This is a genomic window from Cellulomonas uda, from assembly GCF_006538705.1.
Taxonomy (GTDB): Bacteria; Actinomycetota; Actinomycetes; order Actinomycetales; family Cellulomonadaceae; genus Cellulomonas; species Cellulomonas uda.
In genome coordinates, this window is record NZ_BJLP01000026.1 from 1 (window position 1) to 17,599 (window position 17,599).

Consider the following 17,599-nt stretch of genomic DNA (forward strand, 5'->3'; position numbering starts at 1 on the left):
GGCTCGCCGCCACGTGCGCCGCGACCTGCGGCTCGAGGGCTTCCCGCGCGACAAGGCGCTCGCGCTCGCGTTCCGCCTGCTCGACCTCGCGTACCTGCGGGTGGGCGGGGAGGGCTACGCCGCGCGGCACGGGTCGTACGGCCTCGCGACGCTGCGCAAGGACCACGTGCGCGTGCTGCCGCCGCAGACGGACTCCGACCCGGGCCGCGTCCACCTGCACTTCCCCGCCAAGTCCGGCCAGGTGCGGGACACGGTCGTCGAGGACGACGACGTCGCCGCGCTCGTGCGCACGCTCGTCCGTCGTCGCGACGACTCCCCCGAGCTGCTCGCGTGGCGCGACGAGGCCGCGGGCGTCTGGCGCGACGTGACCAGCGCCGACGTCTCGGCGTACGTCAAGCGGCGCCTCGGCGCCGACGCGACGCCCAAGGACTTCCGCACGTGGCACGCGACCGTGCTCGCGGCGCGCGGTCTCGCGGCGGCCGGCCCCGCACCCGCGTCCGACCGTGCGCGGCGGCGCGTGGTCACGCAGGTCGTGCGCGACGTCGCCGAGGAGCTCGGCAACACGCCGGCGGTGTGCCGGGCGTCCTACATCGACCCGCGCGTCGTCGACCTCTGGGAGCGCGGGGAGACCATCCGCCCGACGCGCTCGCAGGCCGTCGCGGAGCGCGAGACTCTCCGCCTGCTGGGCTGAGCGTGCCGCGCACCTCCCGCCGTGCGGCCACCGGGCCCGTGCCGCAGACTGCCACGGTGACGACCGACGACGACCTGGCACCCGAGCCCGTCGCGCACAGCCTCCCGGGGCTCGTGCCGGGCCTCGACGACGACGGCCGGCCGCGCCCCGACGCGCCGCTCGCGGTCGTCACGGGCGTGACGGGCTACGTCGGCGGGCGGCTGGTGCCCGAGCTGCTGACCGCCGGCTACCGCGTGCGCGCCGTGGCCCGCACGCCCGACCGGCTGCGGGGGCGTCCGTGGTTCGACGACGTCGAGGTCGTGCAGGCGGACGCGGCCGAACCCGACGAGATCGGGCCCGCGCTGCGCGGGGCGCACGTCGCGTACTACCTCATCCACTCGCTCGGCACGGGGCGCGAGTTCGCGGAGCGCGACCGGCGCACCGCGCAGGCGTTCGCGGACGCGGCCGCCGCGGAGCGCGTCGGGCGCATCGTGTACCTGGGCGGCCTCACACCCGACGACGAGGTCCTCTCGGAGCACCTCGCGTCGCGTGCCGAGGTCGGCGAGATCCTGCTGCGCAGCGGCGTGCCGACCACCGTCCTGCGCGCCGCCGTGATCCTCGGGTCCGGCTCCGCGTCGTTCGAGATGATGCGCTACCTCACCGAGCGGCTGCCCGCGATGACCGTGCCGCGCTGGGTCGAGAACCGCATCCAGCCGATCGCGGTGCGCGACGTGCTGCGCTACCTCGTCGGCGCGGCCGCGATGCCGCCCGACGTGAACCGCGGGTTCGACATCGGCGGCCCGGACGTCCTGACCTACCGCGACATGATGCAGGGCTACGCGCAGGAGGCCGGGCTGCGGCGACGGGTCATCGTCGGCGTCCCGCTGCTCACGCCCCGCCTGTCGAGCCTGTGGGTGTCGCTCGTGACACCCGTGCCCGGTGGGCTCGCGCGGCCCCTCGTCGGGTCGCTCGTGCACGAGGTCGTGTGCCGCGAGCACGACATCGCCCGGTACGTGCCCGACCCGCCCGAGGGTCTCGTGGGGTTCCGACGAGCGGTCCGGCTCGCGCTGCGACGCGTGCAGGAGGCGTCGGTGTCGACCCGCTGGTCGTCGGCGTCCGTGCCCGGCGCGCCGTCCGACCCCCTGCCGAGCGACCCCGACTGGGCGGGCGGCTCGCTGTACGTCGACGAGCGACGCGTGCAGGTCGACGCCTCCCCCGCGGCGCTGTGGCGCGTCATCGAGGCCGTGGGCGGCGAGCGCGGCTGGTACTCGTGGCCGTTCGCGTGGCACGTGCGCGGGCTGCTGGACCGGCTCGCGGGCGGCCCGGGGCTGCGTCGCGGTCGGCGCGACCCGGGGCGCCTGCTCGTCGACGACGCGGTCGACTGGTGGCGCGTCGAGGCGATCGAGCCCGGTCGCCTGCTGCGCCTGCGCGCGGAGATGCGCGTTCCGGGGCTCGCGTGGCTGGAGCTGCGGGTCGAGCCCGTGGGTGAGAAGGCGGGCGACCCGGACGCCTGGACGACCGCGCCGGTGGTGTTCTCCCAGCGCGCGCTGTTCCACCCCAGCGGTCTGGCGGGCCAGCTCTACTGGTGGTCGGTCGCGCCGTTCCACGGCGTCGTGTTCGGGGGAATGCAGCGCAACATCGCGGCCGCGGCGAGCAGCGCGCAGCGCTCGATGCGTGCGCCGGTCAGCGGCGACGCCACCACCGGCGGGGCGGGTCGTCCGGCGCCAAGGTCGTGAGCACGCGCTCGACCGCGGCGCGCTGGTCGTCGTCCGCCGCGAGCGCGGTCACCAGGACGACGTCGTGGCCGCGGCACAGGGCGGCGGCGAGGTGCCAGCCCTCGTCGTGCGACCACCGCACGCCGGCGCGCTCGGCGGTCGGCTCGTCGTCGCCGTGCAGCGGGAGTGCCGCCACGTCGTCCGGTGCGCCCTGCGCCCGCGCGTGGGCCAGCACGGTCGCGCGCGCGTCGGGCGCCGGGCGCGGCCCGCGGTGCACCGAGACGTCGAGCGTCACTCCCTCGCCGCGCACGCGGTACCGGTGGCCCTCCAGGCCGGTGGCCGCCCAGCCCGCGGGCACGCGCAGCGCGAACACCCCCGCGTGCGCGAGCACCTGCCCGGGCACCGGGACCTCGGCGTCCGACGCGCTCACCGCGCGCCCCGTCGGCGGATCGCGACCGGCTCCTCGAGGTACGGCTGCCACGCCGCGCGCTCGTCGGGACCGATGCGGGTGGGCGCACCCGTCGTGGAGTCGACCAGCACGATCGTCGTGACGGCCCGGGCGTACACGACCGACGCCGGGTCGGCCGCGGGCAGGTCACGCACCTGGTAGCAGACGTCGAGGCTCGCACCGCCGAGGTGGCCGATCCACAGCTCGACGACCACCGGGGAGCGCCGGTACCCGAGCGGCCTGACGTACTGGATCTCCTGGTGCGCGATGAACGTCGACACGCGCGTGCCCGGTCCGGCGTCGAGCACGGCGGTGGAGCGCGTCTCGGGCCGCACGCCGTCGGGGCCCACGGGGTGCTGCCAGAACACCTCGATGCGGGCCTCCTCGAGCAGGCGCAGCATCTCCACGTTGTTGACGTGCGCGTACGCGTCCATGTCCGACCAGCGCAGCTGCACCGGCACCTCGAGCCTCGCCATGCGTGTCCCTCCTCGTCGCGCGGACACCTCTCCCCGCCCGTCGCATCCTCCCCCGTCCGCCGGTCCGCCGAGCGCGACGTCCGTCCCGTGGTGCGCCGCCGGGGGGCGTCTCAGCGCGCCGCGGCGCGCGCCGCCTGCGACCGGCAGCGCTCGAGCGCGGCCGTCTCCTGCGCGAGCGGGTCCACGACGAGCGCGTCCGCGACCTGCGCGACGGCCGCGCGCAACCGCCTGCCGGCCGCGCGTGCCCGACGCCGCGCACCCAGCCGCGCCGCGACGCCGGCGAGCAGCGCGACGAGCACCCCGGCCAGCACACCGCCGACGAGGAGCGCGGTCGGCACGGGGACCGGCCCCCACTGCGGCACGTCCGGCTCGGGGAGCCGCAGGTAGCCCATCGGCGCGAGCCCGGCGAGCCACAGCCCGCCGACGACAGCGGCCGTGAGCAGCAGCCACTGCAGCCCTGCGACGACCCGCCACCACCACGCCGGGCGCTGCGGGACCAGCGGTGTGCGCGCGATCGCGTGGTCGAGCGCGTCGGGCAGCGCGCCGGTCCGCGCGTCGGTCAGGGCGGCGGGGTCGAGCCGCGCGCGCGCCGCGAGCACCCACGCGTCGGGCGCACCCGCGAGAGCGGCGTCCGCGTGGTCACGCACGGCGGTCGCCGCCCGCGCGCGCTGCGCGGCGCCCAGAGGCGGCAGCGACGTGCGCGCGAGCTCGGCCTGCGGCGCGGGCCGGGGCGCGAGCCCGAGGCGCCGCAGCGGGTCGGGGCGCAGGCCCGCGACCCAGCGCACGGGCGGCCAGCCGGTCCGCGCGGTCGCGGCGCGCACGGTCGCGCGCCGCACCGCGTCGACGACGGTCGGGACGCCGGCGGCGTCCGCGAGCGCGTCCACGAGAGCGCGGGGGTCGGGGGTGCGGCCGCGCACCGGGGGGCCGCACGCGTCGAGCACCACGGCCGCGGCGTTCCGCAGGTCCGCACCGAACCGCCGCGTGCTCGCCTCGCGCCGCCGCACGGCGTCCGCGACGAGGGCGCGCAGCGCGTCGACACCCGCACCCGTCGCGGCCGAGAGGCCCAGGGCACGCGCCGCGCCGATCCCGTCGGCGGTGGCGAGCCGCCGCAGGTCCGCGAGCACCGCCGCCGCGTCGCCGTGGGTCAGGCGGTCGACCTGGTTGAGCGCCAGCACGACGACCTCGTCGTGCCCGACGAGCGTGCGCAGGAACCCCTCGTGCAGCGCGGCGTCCGCGTACTTCTGCGGGTCGACCACCCACACGAGCAGGTCGGCGCGTGCGACGAGCCGCTCCGCGCGCACGCGGTGCTCGACGACGACGGAGTCGTGGTCGGGCAGGTCGAGCAGCACCAGGCCGGGCGGCAGCGCGGTCGTCGCCGCGGGCAGCACGTGGCGCCGGTCGACCTCGAGCCAGTCGAGCAGCGCGGACGGGTCCCGGCCGCCGTCCCCGGCCGGGACCACGAGGGCGAGCGGGTGGGACGTCGTCGGCCGCTGGACGCCCGTCGCGGCGAGGTCGGCGGCCGCGAGCGCGTTGAGCAGCGAGGACTTGCCCGAGCCCGTCGCCCCGGCGAGCGCGACCACCGTGTGCTCGGCGGACAGCCCCGCACGCTCGCGCACGCGCGCGACGAGCGCGCGGGTGTCCTCGACGAGGTCGGGTGCGAGCCGGCCGTCGCCCGCGTCGAGCGCCGCGGCGAGCGCGTCGGCGCGCTGCTCGAGCGTGAGGCTCATGTGCGTTCCTCGTCGGTCCCGGCCGCGCGCCGCCCGAGCAGCCGCTGCCACAGCCCTCGACGCGGGGGCTGCGCGACCGGGTCGCCGCGGGTCGGCTCGTCGGCCGCCGCGTCGGCACCGCGCAGGCGCCGGCCGCTGCCCGCGGGCGCGGGCGTGGCGGCGAGCGTCGGGCGGTCGCGCCGCTCGTCGCGGGCCGCACGCGCCACGTCGTCCGCGGCCGCCCGCAGCGCGCCGCCCGCGGCGTGGGCGGCACCGAGCGCGTCGAGCTGGGCCGTGAAGCGGGCCGACTCCGCGTCGAGGAGCCGCGCGGTTCGCGCGTCGAGGAGCTCACGCGCCTGCGCCGCCAGACGCCGCACCGCGTCGTCCCCGAACACGGCCTCGAGCACCTTCTGCGCGACGAGCGCCGTGCCCCCCGCGATGCCGACCTCCACGCCGGTGATCCCGCCCGTGGAGGCGAACGCGAGCACCATGAGGCTCACCCCGAGCGCGTTGACCCCGAACGACAGCCCGCGTGCGGTGCCGCGCCGGGCCGCGCCCTGCTCACGCACCAGCTCCAGGACGTCGGCCTGCCAGCCGCGCACCTCGGCGTCGACCGCGGCGCGCAGCCCGGCCGACCCGCGCGACAGCTCGAGGCCGACGAGCGCCGCACCGGCCGCGTCCGCACGCCACGCCGCGTGGCTGCGGGCGGCCGCGGTGTCCGCAGCGTCGAGCAGCACGACCTGCAGGCTCGTCGCGATCGCCTGCTCGACCTGCGGCGCGGGCGCGGGCCGTCCGCGCAGGAACCGCCCGACCGCGTCCCGGACGCGCCCCACGCCCGCCTCGACCGAGCGGAGCAGGTCCCCCGTGCCCACCAGGTCCTGCCATCGCGCGAGGACCTCCCCACGGAGCATCGCGCCCTGCGACGTCGCCTCGGACACCGTGCGTGCCGCCTCGTCGTAGGCGAGCGCGACCGCCGCGCGCAGGCGCGTGTCGGCGGCCACCTGCGCGTCCCCGGCATCGGCGATGCCCCCTGCCCGCCGCACCAGGTCGTCCACCACGCCGTCGCGCGTCGCGAGCGCGACCGCCTCGCGCGTCGGCGCGTCGGCGCCGAGAGCGGTCAGCCACGCGGCGACCGGACCCACCGCGTGCTCGGGGAGCAGCCCGTCGACCAGCGGGGTCTCCGGCACGACGAGCAGCGGCGCGTCCTCGAGGCCGTTGCCGTCCATGAGCCGGCGCAGGTCCGCCGCCACGGCCTGCGCCCCGGCGTCCACCCGGTCGACGACGAGCGCGACCTGCGTGTGCCGCCGCGCAGCGCGGTGCAGCAGCTCCCACGGCACCGCGTCCGCGTACCGCGCCGCGGTGGTGACGAACAGCCACAGGTCCGCCGCGTCGAGCAGCTGGCCCGCGAGCCGGCGGTTCGTGTCGTCGACCGAGTCGACGTCCGGTGCGTCGAGCAGGGCGAGCCCGGGCGGGAGCACCTCGGACGCGACGAGCCGCAGCGCCCGCCCCTCGCCGGCGGCACCGGCGTCCGAGACCACGCGCGCGAGCCCGGGCAGCACGCGGTCCGTGGAGAACCACCGCTCGTCGAGCGGGTGGTGCACGAGCACGGGTGCGCGGGTGGTCGGCCGCAGCACGCCGGGGGCGGAGACCTGCACGCCGAGCAACGAGTTCACGAGCGTCGACTTGCCCGCCCCGGTCGAGCCGCCGACCACGACGAGCAGGGGCGCGCTGTGCGCCCGCAGGCGCGGCAGCAGGTAGTCGTCGAGCTGGTCGAGCGCCGCCGCACGGTCGCCGCGGGCCTCGGCGACGCGGGGCGTCTCGAGCGGGAGCTCGAGCGCCACCAGGCGGCTGCGCAGGCGCTCGAGCGCCTCGACGAGCGGGCCCTCACGCCCGCCCGTCGTGCCTGCGACCTCGGGTCCCGTCACGCTCGACAGTCTGCCCGAGCACGCGCGCCCCGGCCCGACGAGGCGGACCGGGGCACGCGTGGCGCGGCGGGCGTCGCTCAGTCGCGGCGCAGCTTGCGGTAGGTGACGCGGTGCGGGCGCGCGGCGTCCGCACCCAGACGCGCCACCTTGTTCTCCTCGTAGGAGGCGAAGTTTCCCTCGAACCAGTACCAGTTCGCGGGGTTCTCCTCGGTGCCCTCGTACGCCAGGATGTGCGTCGCGACCCGGTCGAGGAACCACCGGTCGTGCGAGACCACGACGGCGCAGCCGGGGAAGTCGAGCAGCGCGTTCTCGAGCGAGCCCAGCGTCTCGACGTCGAGGTCGTTGGTCGGCTCGTCGAGCAGGAGCAGGTTGCCGCCCTGCTTGAGGGTGAGCGCCAGGTTGAGGCGGTTGCGCTCACCGCCCGACAGCACGCCCGCCGGCTTCTGCTGGTCCGGGCCCTTGAACCCGAACGACGCGACGTACGCGCGCGAGGGGATCTCGACGTTGCCGACCTTGAGGAAGTCGAGGCCGTCCGAGACGACCTCCCACAGCGTCTTCTTCGGGTCGATGCCGCCGCGCGACTGGTCGACGTACGAGATCGACACGGTCTCGCCGATCTTCAGCTCGCCGCCGTCGAGCGGCTCGAGGCCGACGATCGTCTTGAACAGCGTCGTCTTGCCGACGCCGTTCGGGCCGATCACGCCGACGATGCCGTTGCGCGGCAGCGTGAAGCTCAGCCCGTCGATCAGCTGTCGGCCGTCGAAGCCCTTGCACAGGTCCTTCGCCTCGAGGACGAGGTTGCCCAGACGCGGGCCCGGCGGGATCTGGATCTCCTCGAAGTCGAGCTTGCGCGTGCGCTCGGCCTCGGCGGCCATCTCCTCGTAGCGGGCCAGGCGCGCCTTCGACTTGGTCTGGCGGCCCTTGGCGTTCTGCCGGACCCAGTCGAGCTCGTCCTTGAGTCGCTTGGCGAGCTTCGCGTCCTTCTTGCCCTGGACCTGGAGGCGCTCCTGCTTCTTCTCCAGGTACGTGGAGTAGTTGCCCTCGTACGGGTAGAGGCGGCCGCGGTCGACCTCGCAGATCCACTCGGCGATGTTGTCGAGGAAGTACCGGTCGTGCGTGACGGCCAGGATGGCGCCCTGGTACGCCTTGAGGTGCTGCTCGAGCCACTGCACCGACTCGGCGTCCAGGTGGTTGGTGGGCTCGTCGAGCAGCAGCAGGTCCGGCTTCTCGAGCAGGAGCTTGCACAGCGCGACGCGGCGGCGCTCACCACCGGAGAGCACCTTGACGTCCGCGTCCGGCGGCGGGCAGCGCAGCGCGTCCATCGCCTGCTCGAGCTGCGCGTCCAGGTCCCACGCGTCGGCCGCGTCGATGGCCTCCTGCAGCTGGCCCATCTCGGCGAGCAGCGCGTCGAAGTCCGCGTCGGGCTCGGCCATGAGCGCCGAGATCTCGTTGTACCGGTCGAGCTTCGCCTTGATCTCGCCCACACCCTCCTCGACGTTGCCGAGGACGGTCTTGTCGTCGTTGAGCGGCGGCTCCTGCTGCAGGATGCCGACCGTGAACCCGGGGCTCAGGCGCGCCTCGCCGTTCGACGGCTGGTCCAGGCCGGCCATGATCTTCAGGATCGTCGACTTGCCGGCGCCGTTCGGCCCGACGACGCCGATCTTGGCGCCGGGCAGGAAGTTCAGCGAGACGTCGTCGAGGATGACCTTGTCTCCGTGCGCCTTGCGCGCCTTGTACATGGTGTAGATGAACTCAGCCACGGGCTCGGTTCTCCGCCTCACGTGCTCGGGGATGCTGGGGGTCGCGGGACGCGACCGGCGACCACCCGCCGACGCCGGCCGCGCGCGTGCAGCGGCCGGTCGTCGTCGGGATCGCGATGCACCAGCCTAGACGCTCACCGGGTGGCACCGGCGAGCGTGGCCTCCTCCGTGAGCACGTGGCCCTCGTCCACGAGGCCCTCGTCGGGCGCCTGCTCGTCCGGCGCGTCGTGCGCGGACGCCTCGTCGAGCTCGACGAGGCGCGTGACGTCCACCGGGCGGTCGCTGCGCACCTCGTCCGCCGCGAGCGCGGCGGCGCCCGAGAGCGTGCGCTCGAACGCCACGGTTCCGTACGTGAGGTCGAGCCCGATGGCCGTCGCCTCCAGCACGAGCGACGTGCGCGTCGCGCCACCCTGGTCCTGCCACTCGCGCGTCGACAGGCGCCCCTGCACGACGACGGGCACGCCCTTGCGCAGCGAGAGCCCCGCGTTGACCGCGAGCGCGCGCCAGGCCTTCACCTGGAACCACTCGGTCTGCGAGTCCTGCCACTGCCCCGTCACGCGGTTCCACCACCGCCGCGTGCTCCCGACCCGGAAGGTCGTGTACGCCGCGCGCCCGTCCTGCGCGGGCAGCGTCGTGATCTCGCTGCCGACCCACCCCGTGACGGTGATGTCGAGGGTCCCGTTGCTCATGCTGCCTCCTGCCGACCGGCCCCGTCTCGACCGGGGCGTGTGCGGGCAGCGTGGCCGCGACGACGCCGTCGGGGGGCGCGGACCGGCCGGGCTGGGGACCGACCGCGCGGGACAGGGGGCTGGGGTCGGGTGGCGTCAGCCGCGCGCGGTGTCGAGCAGCCCGCGCACGCGCCGGTGCTCCGCCACGACCGCCGCGGTCGGCTCGACCAGGTCCTGCCGGGCGACCTCCTCGATCGCGGCGCGTCCCTCGTCGCGCACCCGGGCGGCCGCCCGCCGGGCCGCGCGCGCCCGCACGGCGCGCCCCACCAGCAGGCACGCGAGCGCCAGCGCCAGGAGCACGCCCCCGAGCCGCAGCGTGCCCGTGACCCCCGCCCCGCCGACGATCTCGCCGGCACCGAGTCCGCCGACGACGAGTCCCGCGAGCCCGAGCACCGCCGCGAGCGCGACCAGCACCGCCGCGGCGCGTGACCGCCGCACCGCGACCGTCACGTCGCCGAGCGCGTAGCCCACGTGCCGCCCGAGCGCGTCCGCGGACGCGACGCGCTCGCGCACGGACGCCGCCCAGCGCTCCGGGAGGTCGGCGGTCGCGCCCGCGAGCCACGAGCCCCGCGCGAGCCGCACCGCGTCCGGGTGCACGGGCACGATCTGCGGGACACGCACGCCGCGTCCGCGCACGGCCGCGGCGACCGCGTCCGTCACCGCGTCCATGCCCGAGGCCTCCGCGAGCGCCGCGACGATCGGGCCGGTCGCGAGCGCCGCGGGCGCCGGCTCGTGGCCGGCGACACCCTCGGCGAGCCGACGAGCGGCCGCCGTGACCTCCTGCTCGGCCCGCCGCGCGGCGAGCGAGCGGCCCGCGACGACCCGCGCGAGCCCTGCCCGCAGGTCCGGGACGCCCTCGTCGGTCGCGGCCGACGCCGCCACCACGGGGACGTCCGGCAGCCCGTCCTCGGCGAGCAGGCGCGTCACGTCGGCGACGAGCGCCGCACGCTCGCCCTCCCGCACCGTGTCGACCTGGTTGAGCACGACGAGCATCGAGGTGTCCTGGCCCGCGAGCGACCGCAGGTAGCCCGCGTGCAGCGCCTCGTCGGCGTACTTCTGCGGGTCGACCACCCAGACGAGCAGGTCGGCCTGCGGCAGCAGGCGGTCGACGACCTCCCGGTGCGCGGGCTCGACCGAGTCGTGGTCGGGCAGGTCCAGCAGCACCAGGCCGCGCAGGGGCGCCTCGCTCTCGCCGTCGAGGACGCTCTCGCGCTGGATCCGTAGCTCGGGCTGCACGCCTAGCCAGTCGAGCACCGGGGCGCCCCCGGGACCCCACACGCACGCGGTGACCTGCGAGCTCGTCGGGCGGCGCACGCCCACCTCGGCGAACCGCAGCCCGCTGACCCGGTTGAACAGGCTCGACTTGCCGGACCCGGTGCCGCCCGCGAGCGCGACGACCGTGTGGTCCACGCCCAGCGCGAGCCGCTCCCGCAGCCGGGTGACGGCCGCACGGGCGTCGGCCGACGCGTCCGGGTCGAGGCGCTCGCCCGCCTCGTCGAGCGCGGACTCGAGCGCCGCGACCCGCGCGGACAGCGCGACCGTCTCCTCGCCGACCGTGACGCTCACCGCGGCGTCAGGGACGGGCGTGCCGGTCGGCTCACCCGTCGGCCCACCCGTCGACCCGTCTGTCGACCCACCCGTCGACCCACCAGCCGGCCCGCCCGTCGACACGGTGTCGGCCCCGGCGCTCGTCGGCACGCTCATGTCAGCCCCTTGATGACGGCGAGCCGCAGGCGCAGGCGCGACGCGGCGTCGGAGGCGAGGTCGGGGTCGGCGAGCGGGGTCGCGGCCTCGTCCCGCACGAGCGAGACGCGCGCCCGAGCGCGCCGTTCGAGGTCGTCGCGCAGCTCGGCGACGACGTCCTGCGCGGCCGGCCCGACGAGCGTCGTCAGCGTGTCCAGCGCGTCGTCGACGCCGCCCGCGGCGGCCAGCGCGACGGTCGCGACGACCTCCTCGCCGAGCACCCGCACGCCCTTGTCCCGCCGTCTGGCGGCCGCCCTGTCGAGCGAGGGGTCGGCGAGCGCGCCGCGCACCGCGCGCACGCCCTGCCCCACCCACGCGCGCGCGGCCTGCTCGGACGCACCGTCGGGGCCCGTCGCGCGCGGCGCCCAGCGGTCCAGCACCGCGACGGCCCCGGCCGGACCGGCCGCGAGCGCGTCGCGCAGGTCGACGTCCGCGTCGGTCGCGGCCGCCGTCAGCACGGTCGTCGCCGCGTTCGTCACCTCGGCCCGCAGCGCGGCCACGGCCGACTCGCGGTCGGCGCGCCCGCGCCCGGACCCGCGCACCTTGCCACCGCGCACGACCGAGCCGATCGCCCCGCGCGGCGACGTGAGCTCGGCCCACCGCACCCCGACGGCGCCGCGTGCGACGTCACCGCCGGCCACCGCGGCGCTCGCCCGCGCCAGCGGCGCCTCGCTCGCCTCGTCGAGCAGCGCGCCCACCTGCGCGGCCGCGTCGGCCTGCGCCTGGACGGCCTCGGCGAGCTCGTCGACCCACAGCCGCAGCGCCGCGAGCGAGCCCCGCAGGGTCCGCCCGATCACGGTGCGCGCGCGGTCCGGCCCGGCGAGCATGAGCAGCCAGCGCTGCACCGGCGCGACGACGCGCGGCTCGAGCGGACCCTCGTGCGGGCCCTGGTCCGGCACGACGAACAGCGGCGACCCCGCGAGCCCGTGCTCGCGCAGCCGCGCGAGCAGGTCGCCGCGCACCGCGGGCAGGGACTCGGTCGGCACACGGTTGAGCACCATCGCGATCGACGCGCCGCGCTCCACCGCGTCCTGGAGCACGCGCCACGGGAGCGCGTCGCCGTACCGCGCGGCGGTGGTCACGAACAGCCACAGGTCGGCGGCCTCGAGCAGCCGGTGGGCGGCCGCACGGTTCGCGTCGAGGACGGAGTCCAGGTCCGGCGCGTCGAGCAGCGCGATGCCGCGCGGCACGGCGTCGTGCGCCACGGCACGGGCCGTGCCCACCAGCGGGTGCGCCTCGAGCAGGTCCGAGTCGCCCGGGTGGTGCACGAGCACGGGCTCGCGCGTGGTCGGCCGCAGCACGCCGGCGGTCGTCACCTCGTGCCCGACGAGCGAGTTCACGAGGGTCGACTTGCCGGCCCCCGTGGAGCCCGCGACGACGACGACCGCGGGCGCGGAGAGCTCGGTGAGGCGCGGGACCAGGTGCTCGGTGAGCTGGTCGACCAGGCGCGCCCGGGACGCGCGCGCCGCCGCGGTACCGGGCAGGTCGAGCGGGAAGGTCGTGCGCTCGACGTCCCGCCGCAGGTCACGCACCGCGTCGAGCAGCGACCCCGCCGCGAGCGGGCGGGCGAGGATCTCGCGCGGGTCGTCCGCGGTGTGCCGCCCGGCGTGCCGCGCGTGCTCGTCGGCCGCCGCCGCGTCCCCCGCCGGGGCGTCGGCTGGCGAGCCGCGACCCGCCTCGGGCGCGGTCGGTCCGGCGGCCGCCGTCGGGTCGGCGCCGGCCGCGGGCGCACCGGGGTGCTCGTCGGCGGGGGCGTACCCGGCGGTCTGCGCCGTGGTGGTGCCGGGCTTGGCGCTCACGGCGCCATTCTCGCGTCGTCTGATGACCTGCACAAACGCGCCACGCGGGGGTGAGCGCCCGCAGGTGCCCGCGCGCGGTGTCCCCCGGTCGTGCGCCGACCGTCCGGGTGGTCCCCGCGCCGGCTCACGGCCCGGTGCGTCAGGTCTCGTCCGGCGCCCCACGCCCCGGCGTGGCCGCGAACCGCTGCTCGGCGTCGGACGTGAGCCCGAGCTCGTCCGCGAGGAACAGGAACGCCCGCGCGTACGGCTGCTCGGCCACGTCCGCGCGCACGCGCGGCCAGTCGACCTGCTCGCGCAGCGCCCGCACCATCGGCAGCAGCCACGTGAAGTCGCAGTAGTGCTCCCCCAGCACCCGCAGCTTCGCGGAGACGATCTCCGTCGCCCCGATCACGGGCATGCGCACCGCGAGCACCTCGAGCTCCTGCGCCTGCGCGAGCTGCTCGTGCGTCACGGGCTCACCGACCATGCGGAAGATCACGTCGACGAGCTGGCCGTGGTGGTACGCCTTGAACAGCCAGTTCTCCGCGGGCTCCTGCACGTCGAGGCCGGCCGCCGCGAGGGCCTGGCGGGCGCGGTCGGCATCCTGCTCGGCGACCGCGAAGTCCGCGTCGTGGCTCGGCTCGGGCGCCCCGAGCGCCCACGCGGCGTACCCGCCGACGAGCGCGAACGGCACCTGCGCGTCGATCAGCGCGACCGCCGTGCGGCGCACCGCGTCCTGCAGCGCGAGCCGCGCGTCGGGGGTGTCGGCACCCGCGGGCTCGGGCAGGGGCGCGGGTGCGGCACCGGCGCGGGCGACGGCGGCGGCGGGCGGGGTCGGGGCGGACATGGTGCGTGTGTACACCGCGCCGCGGCGTCCCGCAGCCCGAGCGCCCGCCGCGCGGCCGGGTCACAATCGCCGCGTGCGGCTCGCGACGTTCAACATCCTGCACGGCCGCTCGACGACCGACGGCCGGGTGGACCTGGACCGCCTGGCCGCGGGCGTGCGCCGGCTGGACGCCGACGTGCTCGCGCTGCAGGAGGTCGACCGCGACCAGGCCCGCTCGCACGGCGCGGACCTGACCGCCGTCGCGGCGGACGCCATGGGGGCGCCCCACCACCGGTTCGCCGCGACGCTGCACGGCGAGCCGGACCTGTGGGTCGCGGGCACCGGCGACGCCCAGCCCACCGGCGCGGCGTACGGCATCGCACTGCTGTCCCGGCTGCCGGTGCTGGAGTGGCGCGTCGTCGCGCTGCCCGCGCTGCGCCGGCGGGCGCCCGTGCTGTTCCCGGGGCGCCGGTGGCCCACGCTCGTGCGTGACGAGCCGCGCGCGGCGATCGCCGCGGTCGTGCACGCCCCCGAGGGGCCGTGCACGGTCGTCGGGACGCACCTCACGTTCATCCCCGGCTGGAACGTGCGCCAGCTGCGGCACCTGGTGCGCGCCACGCACGCCATGCCGGGCCCGCGCGTCGTCATGGGCGACCTCAACCTCGCGGGCGACCGGCCGGCGCGCGTCACCGGTCTGCACCCGCTCGCGCGGGCCGCGACGTTCCCGGTGCACGCGCCGGACCAGCAGCTCGACCACGTGCTGGGCACCGCCGACGTCCGCGCGCGCCGCGCGAGCGCGCTGGACCTCGGCCTGTCGGACCACCGCGCGCTCGTCGTCGACGCGGCGTTCTGAGACCCCGCGCCCGTCCGCGTCCGCTGGCGCCCCCGGCAGGACTCGAACCTGCGACCGACCGCTTAGAAGGCGGCTGCTCTGTCCACTGAGCTACGGGGGCCGGCAGCCGCAGGGTACCGGTCCCCGGCCCGCGGGCCCCGGTCGTCTCGCCCGTGCCCGGCGGCGATAAATCCCGTGACGGGGGTATCTGCGAGGTGGTCTGGTTGTCCTGCACGGTGGTCGAGACGGGTCGGACCCGCCCGGCTCGTGCCGTCGCGGATCGCCGCACCTTCACCCACCCACCCGAGGAGTTCCTCATGCATGCCCTCATGACCACCGACCTCGCCCGTGCCGACTACGTCGAGCGGGAGCGCGCCGTCCAGGACGAGCTCTCGCGCGCCGAGCGGGCCAGATCTCGTGAGCACGCCGCGAGCCATCCACCGGAACGCCGTCCGGACCTCGCGCTGCTGATGCTGTACGCACGGGCGTAGCAGTCGTCCGGTGCGCCGGACACGCGCGACCCAGGAGAACGGCGGTCCCCCACTCGGGGGGCCGCCGTTCTCGCGTCCGCGGGTCACCCCCGTGGCTCCCGCTGCGCGCGGTGCGGGCGTGCCACCATGTCGCCATGAACGCAGGTCACGCGCGCGTCCCCGCGGGGCGGCGTCGTGACGTGCGCCCGCGCGGGGGCGCCGCCTGATGGGTCGGCATGCCGGACGCGAGCCTCGCGTCGACCTGCGTACGCGGCTCGCCGCGTGGCTCGAGCGCGTCCTGGTCGGGATCGGCGCAGCGGGCGTCGTCGCCGTGGTCCTGCGGTGGGCGGGCACGTCGGTCGGGACGGCCGTGACGGTCGGGCTCGCGGTCCTCGTCCTGGTGCCGGCGGCCGCGTGGGTCGCGTCCACCGTGCCGCAGGGCGACGACGAGGCCCCGCACACCGGCCCGCACCCGGGCCACCACACCGGTTCGCACGGCGGGACGTGACCTCGCGGGCCCGCTCGTCGTCCTAGGCTGACCCGAGTGACGACGACGAGCCAGCCCAACGGCCACGAGAGCAGCGACCGCATCGTGTGGATCGACTGCGAGATGACAGGGCTCGACCTGACGGCCGACGCGCTCGTCGAGGTCGCCGCGGTCGTCACCGACTCCGAGCTCAACGTGCTGGGCGACGGCGTCGACGTGCTCGTCGCGCCCCCGCCGGAGGCGCTCGAGCAGATGGGCGACTTCGTGCGGACCATGCACACGACGTCCGGCCTGCTCGACGCGCTCGCGACCGGCACCACGCTCGCCGACGCGCAGCGTCAGGTGCTCGAGTACGTCCGGACGTGGGTGCCGGAGCCCGGCAAGGCACCGCTGGCGGGCAACTCGGTCGGCACCGACAAGACGTTCCTCGACCGCGACATGCCCGAGCTCGTCGCGCACCTGCACTACCGCGTGATCGACGTCTCGTCGATCAAGGAGCTCGCGCGCCGCTGGTACCCGCGCGTGTACTTCGCCTCGCCCGCCAAGAACGGCGGCCACCGCGCGCTCGCGGACATCCTGGAGAGCATCGACGAGCTGCGCTACTACCGCGCGGCGCTGTTCCCCGCCGCCCCGGGCCCGGACTCGACGACCGCACGCCGCATCTCCGCGCAGATCGCCGCGAGCTCGGTGGCCAAGCGTCCCGAGACGCGCTGACCTGCGGGGACACCCGCACGACGACGAAGGGCGCCGACACGAGATCGGCGCCCTTCGTCGTACTGGGGTGGCTAACGGGACTTGAACCCGCGACCCCCTGGACCACAACCAGGTGCTCTACCACCTGAGCTATAGCCACCACTGTCCCGGTCGGAACCGGGCCGTCGAGAAGTGTACCGGCTCGCGAGCAGTACTTCGCACACGGACCGGTGCCCGGTCGCCGGCGAGCGGTCAGCCGCGGACCCGGGCCGCCACCGCGTCGGCGAACCGCTCGACCGAGCCCGGCGCGTGCGCGAAGAACAGGCTGGGCTCGGCGAGCTCGAGCTCGAGCAGGACCGGGTCACCCTCGTCGTCGGGGATCAGGTCGACGCGCGCGTACAGCAGCGGGCCGTCGAGGCCGAGGATCCCCGGGAGCTCTGCGACCACCTTGCGGGCGAGCTCGAGCTCCGCGTCGGACGGGTCGGCGGGGCTCATCTTCTCGTCGCGGTACAGGATCCCTTCGTCGGAGCCCTCCTTGTACGGGCCCGACAGCAGCGCGCCCTTGTGCACGGCGTGCGAGTACTCGCCCTCGACGAAGACGAGCGCGGTCTCCCCGACCGTGTCGACCTGCCGCAGGTAGCGCTGGATCATGACCCAGCGCCCCACGCCCAGCAGGTTCCGGGCGTGCATGATCGCCTGCGACCGCTGGGGCGTCTCGTCCGCGCGGTACCGACCCGTGTCGCGCGAGCCCGCGCTGACGGTGGGCTTGACGACGAAGTCGCCGAAGGCGGGGAAGCGCGTGTGGATCGCGCGGGAGTTGAAGTTGCGCGCCGGGTCCAGCCAGATCGTAGGGACCGTCGGGACGCCGGCGGACTCGAGGTCGCGCAGGTAGGTCTTGTCGATGTTCCACGTCACCACGGGCGACGGGTTGAGGAGCACGCTCGACCGCTCGACGCGGCGGGTCCAGTCGGCGAACTGCGCCGGGCGGTGCGTGTAGTCCCACGTCGAGCGGATGAGGACGTGCGGGTACGTGCCCCAGTCCACGGTCGGGTCGTCCCAGACGACGACGTCCGTGGCGATCCCCCGCGCCTCGAGCGCGGGGCGCAGCGGGGCGTCGTCGGGGTCGAGGTCGGGCAGCTCCGCGCACGTCACGAGAGCCAGCCGCGCCTGCGTGCCGGGGGGCGTCCCGGGGGTCGTCGTCACGTTCGCAGCGTACCGGCGCCCGCGGTACCGGCCAGGTGACGGTGGTCACGGCAGACGGGTGGTCACGGCTGACGGCGGTCACGACGACGCGCGCGTCCGGGAACGGCACGAGGCCCCCGGCATCGACCGGGGGCCTCGT

At 76.5% G+C, this 17,599-nt stretch carries 16 protein-coding genes and 2 tRNA genes; 6 read left to right on the top strand and 12 right to left on the bottom strand.

The genetic code is table 11. From position 1 onward, the window contains the following. Together CUD01_RS08770 and CUD01_RS08775 are read left to right on the top strand one after the other, a co-directional pair. Positions 1–691: site-specific integrase (locus tag CUD01_RS08770; RefSeq protein WP_141320370.1), on the top strand; the 691-nt coding region annotated here is incomplete at its 5' end. A 56-nt stretch (positions 692–747) separates the two neighbouring features. After that, positions 748–2,406, top strand: coding sequence for an SDR family oxidoreductase (locus tag CUD01_RS08775; protein ID WP_141320372.1), 1,659 nt, complete (start codon positions 748–750; stop codon positions 2,404–2,406). Here CUD01_RS08775 and CUD01_RS08780 read toward each other — a convergent pair. The 9 genes from CUD01_RS08780 to CUD01_RS08820 form a co-directional block, all read right to left on the bottom strand. Beyond that, on the bottom strand, positions 2,354–2,815 hold the full coding sequence (locus tag CUD01_RS08780) for a hypothetical protein (protein ID WP_141320374.1): 462 nt from the start codon (positions 2,813–2,815) through the stop codon (positions 2,354–2,356). The genes CUD01_RS08775 and CUD01_RS08780 overlap by 53 nt on opposite strands. Then, positions 2,812–3,309: an acyl-CoA thioesterase gene (locus tag CUD01_RS08785; RefSeq protein ID WP_141320376.1), complete on the bottom strand. Its 498-nt coding sequence runs from the start codon at positions 3,307–3,309 to the stop codon at positions 2,812–2,814. Before CUD01_RS08785 ends, CUD01_RS08780 begins: the two co-directional genes overlap by 4 nt. A 110-nt stretch (positions 3,310–3,419) precedes the next feature. Next, positions 3,420–5,036: a GTPase gene (locus tag CUD01_RS08790; protein ID WP_141320378.1), complete on the bottom strand. Its 1,617-nt coding sequence runs from the start codon at positions 5,034–5,036 to the stop codon at positions 3,420–3,422. Further along, positions 5,033–6,940 (bottom strand): P-loop NTPase family protein, encoded by a 1,908-nt coding sequence (locus CUD01_RS08795; protein ID WP_166772105.1) that lies wholly within the window; start codon positions 6,938–6,940, stop codon positions 5,033–5,035. The genes CUD01_RS08790 and CUD01_RS08795 overlap by 4 nt, the downstream gene beginning before the upstream one ends. A 77-nt stretch (positions 6,941–7,017) precedes the next feature. Further along, entirely contained in the window at positions 7,018–8,700 is a 1,683-nt protein-coding gene (gene ettA, locus CUD01_RS08800) for an energy-dependent translational throttle protein EttA (RefSeq protein WP_141320380.1), read from the bottom strand. 134 nt (positions 8,701–8,834) lie between these two features. Then, the gene (locus CUD01_RS08805) at positions 8,835–9,389 is read right to left on the bottom strand and encodes a single-stranded DNA-binding protein (protein WP_094179643.1); all 555 of its coding nucleotides are present in this window, start codon (positions 9,387–9,389) and stop codon (positions 8,835–8,837) included. 135 nt (positions 9,390–9,524) lie between these two features. Next, positions 9,525–11,132: a GTPase gene (locus tag CUD01_RS08810; RefSeq protein ID WP_166772104.1), complete on the bottom strand. Its 1,608-nt coding sequence runs from the start codon at positions 11,130–11,132 to the stop codon at positions 9,525–9,527. Then, the gene (locus tag CUD01_RS08815; protein ID WP_141320382.1) at positions 11,129–12,970 is read right to left on the bottom strand and encodes a GTPase domain-containing protein; all 1,842 of its coding nucleotides are present in this window, start codon (positions 12,968–12,970) and stop codon (positions 11,129–11,131) included. Before CUD01_RS08815 ends, CUD01_RS08810 begins: the two co-directional genes overlap by 4 nt. 139 nt (positions 12,971–13,109) lie before the next feature. After that, a complete protein-coding gene (locus CUD01_RS08820) occupies positions 13,110–13,796 on the bottom strand; it encodes a hypothetical protein (RefSeq protein WP_208405415.1) in 687 nt (228 codons plus the stop codon). A gap of 73 nt (positions 13,797–13,869) precedes the next feature. On the opposite strand from CUD01_RS08820, the gene CUD01_RS08825 reads away from it, so the two are divergent. Next, positions 13,870–14,628 (top strand): endonuclease/exonuclease/phosphatase family protein, encoded by a 759-nt coding sequence (locus CUD01_RS08825; RefSeq protein ID WP_094179642.1) that lies wholly within the window; start codon positions 13,870–13,872, stop codon positions 14,626–14,628. A gap of 24 nt (positions 14,629–14,652) precedes the next feature. Here the strand turns inward: CUD01_RS08825 and CUD01_RS08830 are convergent. Beyond that, positions 14,653–14,728 (bottom strand) — tRNA-Arg (locus CUD01_RS08830). A 196-nt stretch (positions 14,729–14,924) separates the two neighbouring features. On the opposite strand from CUD01_RS08830, the gene CUD01_RS16520 reads away from it, so the two are divergent. The 3 genes from CUD01_RS16520 to orn all read left to right on the top strand — a co-directional run bounded on the left by CUD01_RS16520 (position 14,925) and on the right by orn (position 16,278). Then, the gene (locus CUD01_RS16520) at positions 14,925–15,098 is read left to right on the top strand and encodes a hypothetical protein (RefSeq protein WP_157732472.1); all 174 of its coding nucleotides are present in this window, start codon (positions 14,925–14,927) and stop codon (positions 15,096–15,098) included. Positions 15,099–15,303: 205 nt separating this feature from the next. Beyond that, positions 15,304–15,585 (top strand): hypothetical protein, encoded by a 282-nt coding sequence (locus CUD01_RS08835; protein ID WP_141320384.1) that lies wholly within the window; start codon positions 15,304–15,306, stop codon positions 15,583–15,585. A gap of 36 nt (positions 15,586–15,621) precedes the next feature. Then, positions 15,622–16,278: an oligoribonuclease gene (orn, locus tag CUD01_RS08840; protein WP_268531352.1), complete on the top strand. Its 657-nt coding sequence runs from the start codon at positions 15,622–15,624 to the stop codon at positions 16,276–16,278. Between the two features lie 63 nt (positions 16,279–16,341). Here the strand turns inward: orn and CUD01_RS08845 are convergent. Further along, positions 16,342–16,417, bottom strand: a tRNA-His gene (locus CUD01_RS08845). Between the two features lie 92 nt (positions 16,418–16,509). Further along, positions 16,510–17,460: an ATP-grasp domain-containing protein gene (locus CUD01_RS08850; protein ID WP_141320386.1), complete on the bottom strand. Its 951-nt coding sequence runs from the start codon at positions 17,458–17,460 to the stop codon at positions 16,510–16,512. Positions 17,461–17,599: the final 139 nt, after the last annotated feature.

Bases quoted from the DNA above. Each gene is read 5' to 3' on its own strand.
- CUD01_RS08835 (WP_141320384.1), top strand. From the start codon at position 15,304: ATGGGTCGGCATGCCGGACGCGAGCCTCGCGTCGACCTGCGTACGCGG.
- CUD01_RS08810 (WP_166772104.1), bottom strand. From the start codon at position 11,132: ATGAGCGTGCCGACGAGCGCCGGGGCCGACACCGTGTCGACGGGCGGG.
- CUD01_RS08820 (WP_208405415.1), bottom strand. From the start codon at position 13,796: ATGTCCGCCCCGACCCCGCCCGCCGCCGCCGTCGCCCGCGCCGGTGCC.
- CUD01_RS08790 (WP_141320378.1), bottom strand. From the start codon at position 5,036: ATGAGCCTCACGCTCGAGCAGCGCGCCGACGCGCTCGCCGCGGCGCTC.
- CUD01_RS08805 (WP_094179643.1), bottom strand. From the start codon at position 9,389: ATGAGCAACGGGACCCTCGACATCACCGTCACGGGGTGGGTCGGCAGC.
- CUD01_RS16520 (WP_157732472.1), top strand. From the start codon at position 14,925: ATGCATGCCCTCATGACCACCGACCTCGCCCGTGCCGACTACGTCGAG.
- CUD01_RS08785 (WP_141320376.1), bottom strand. From the start codon at position 3,309: ATGGCGAGGCTCGAGGTGCCGGTGCAGCTGCGCTGGTCGGACATGGAC.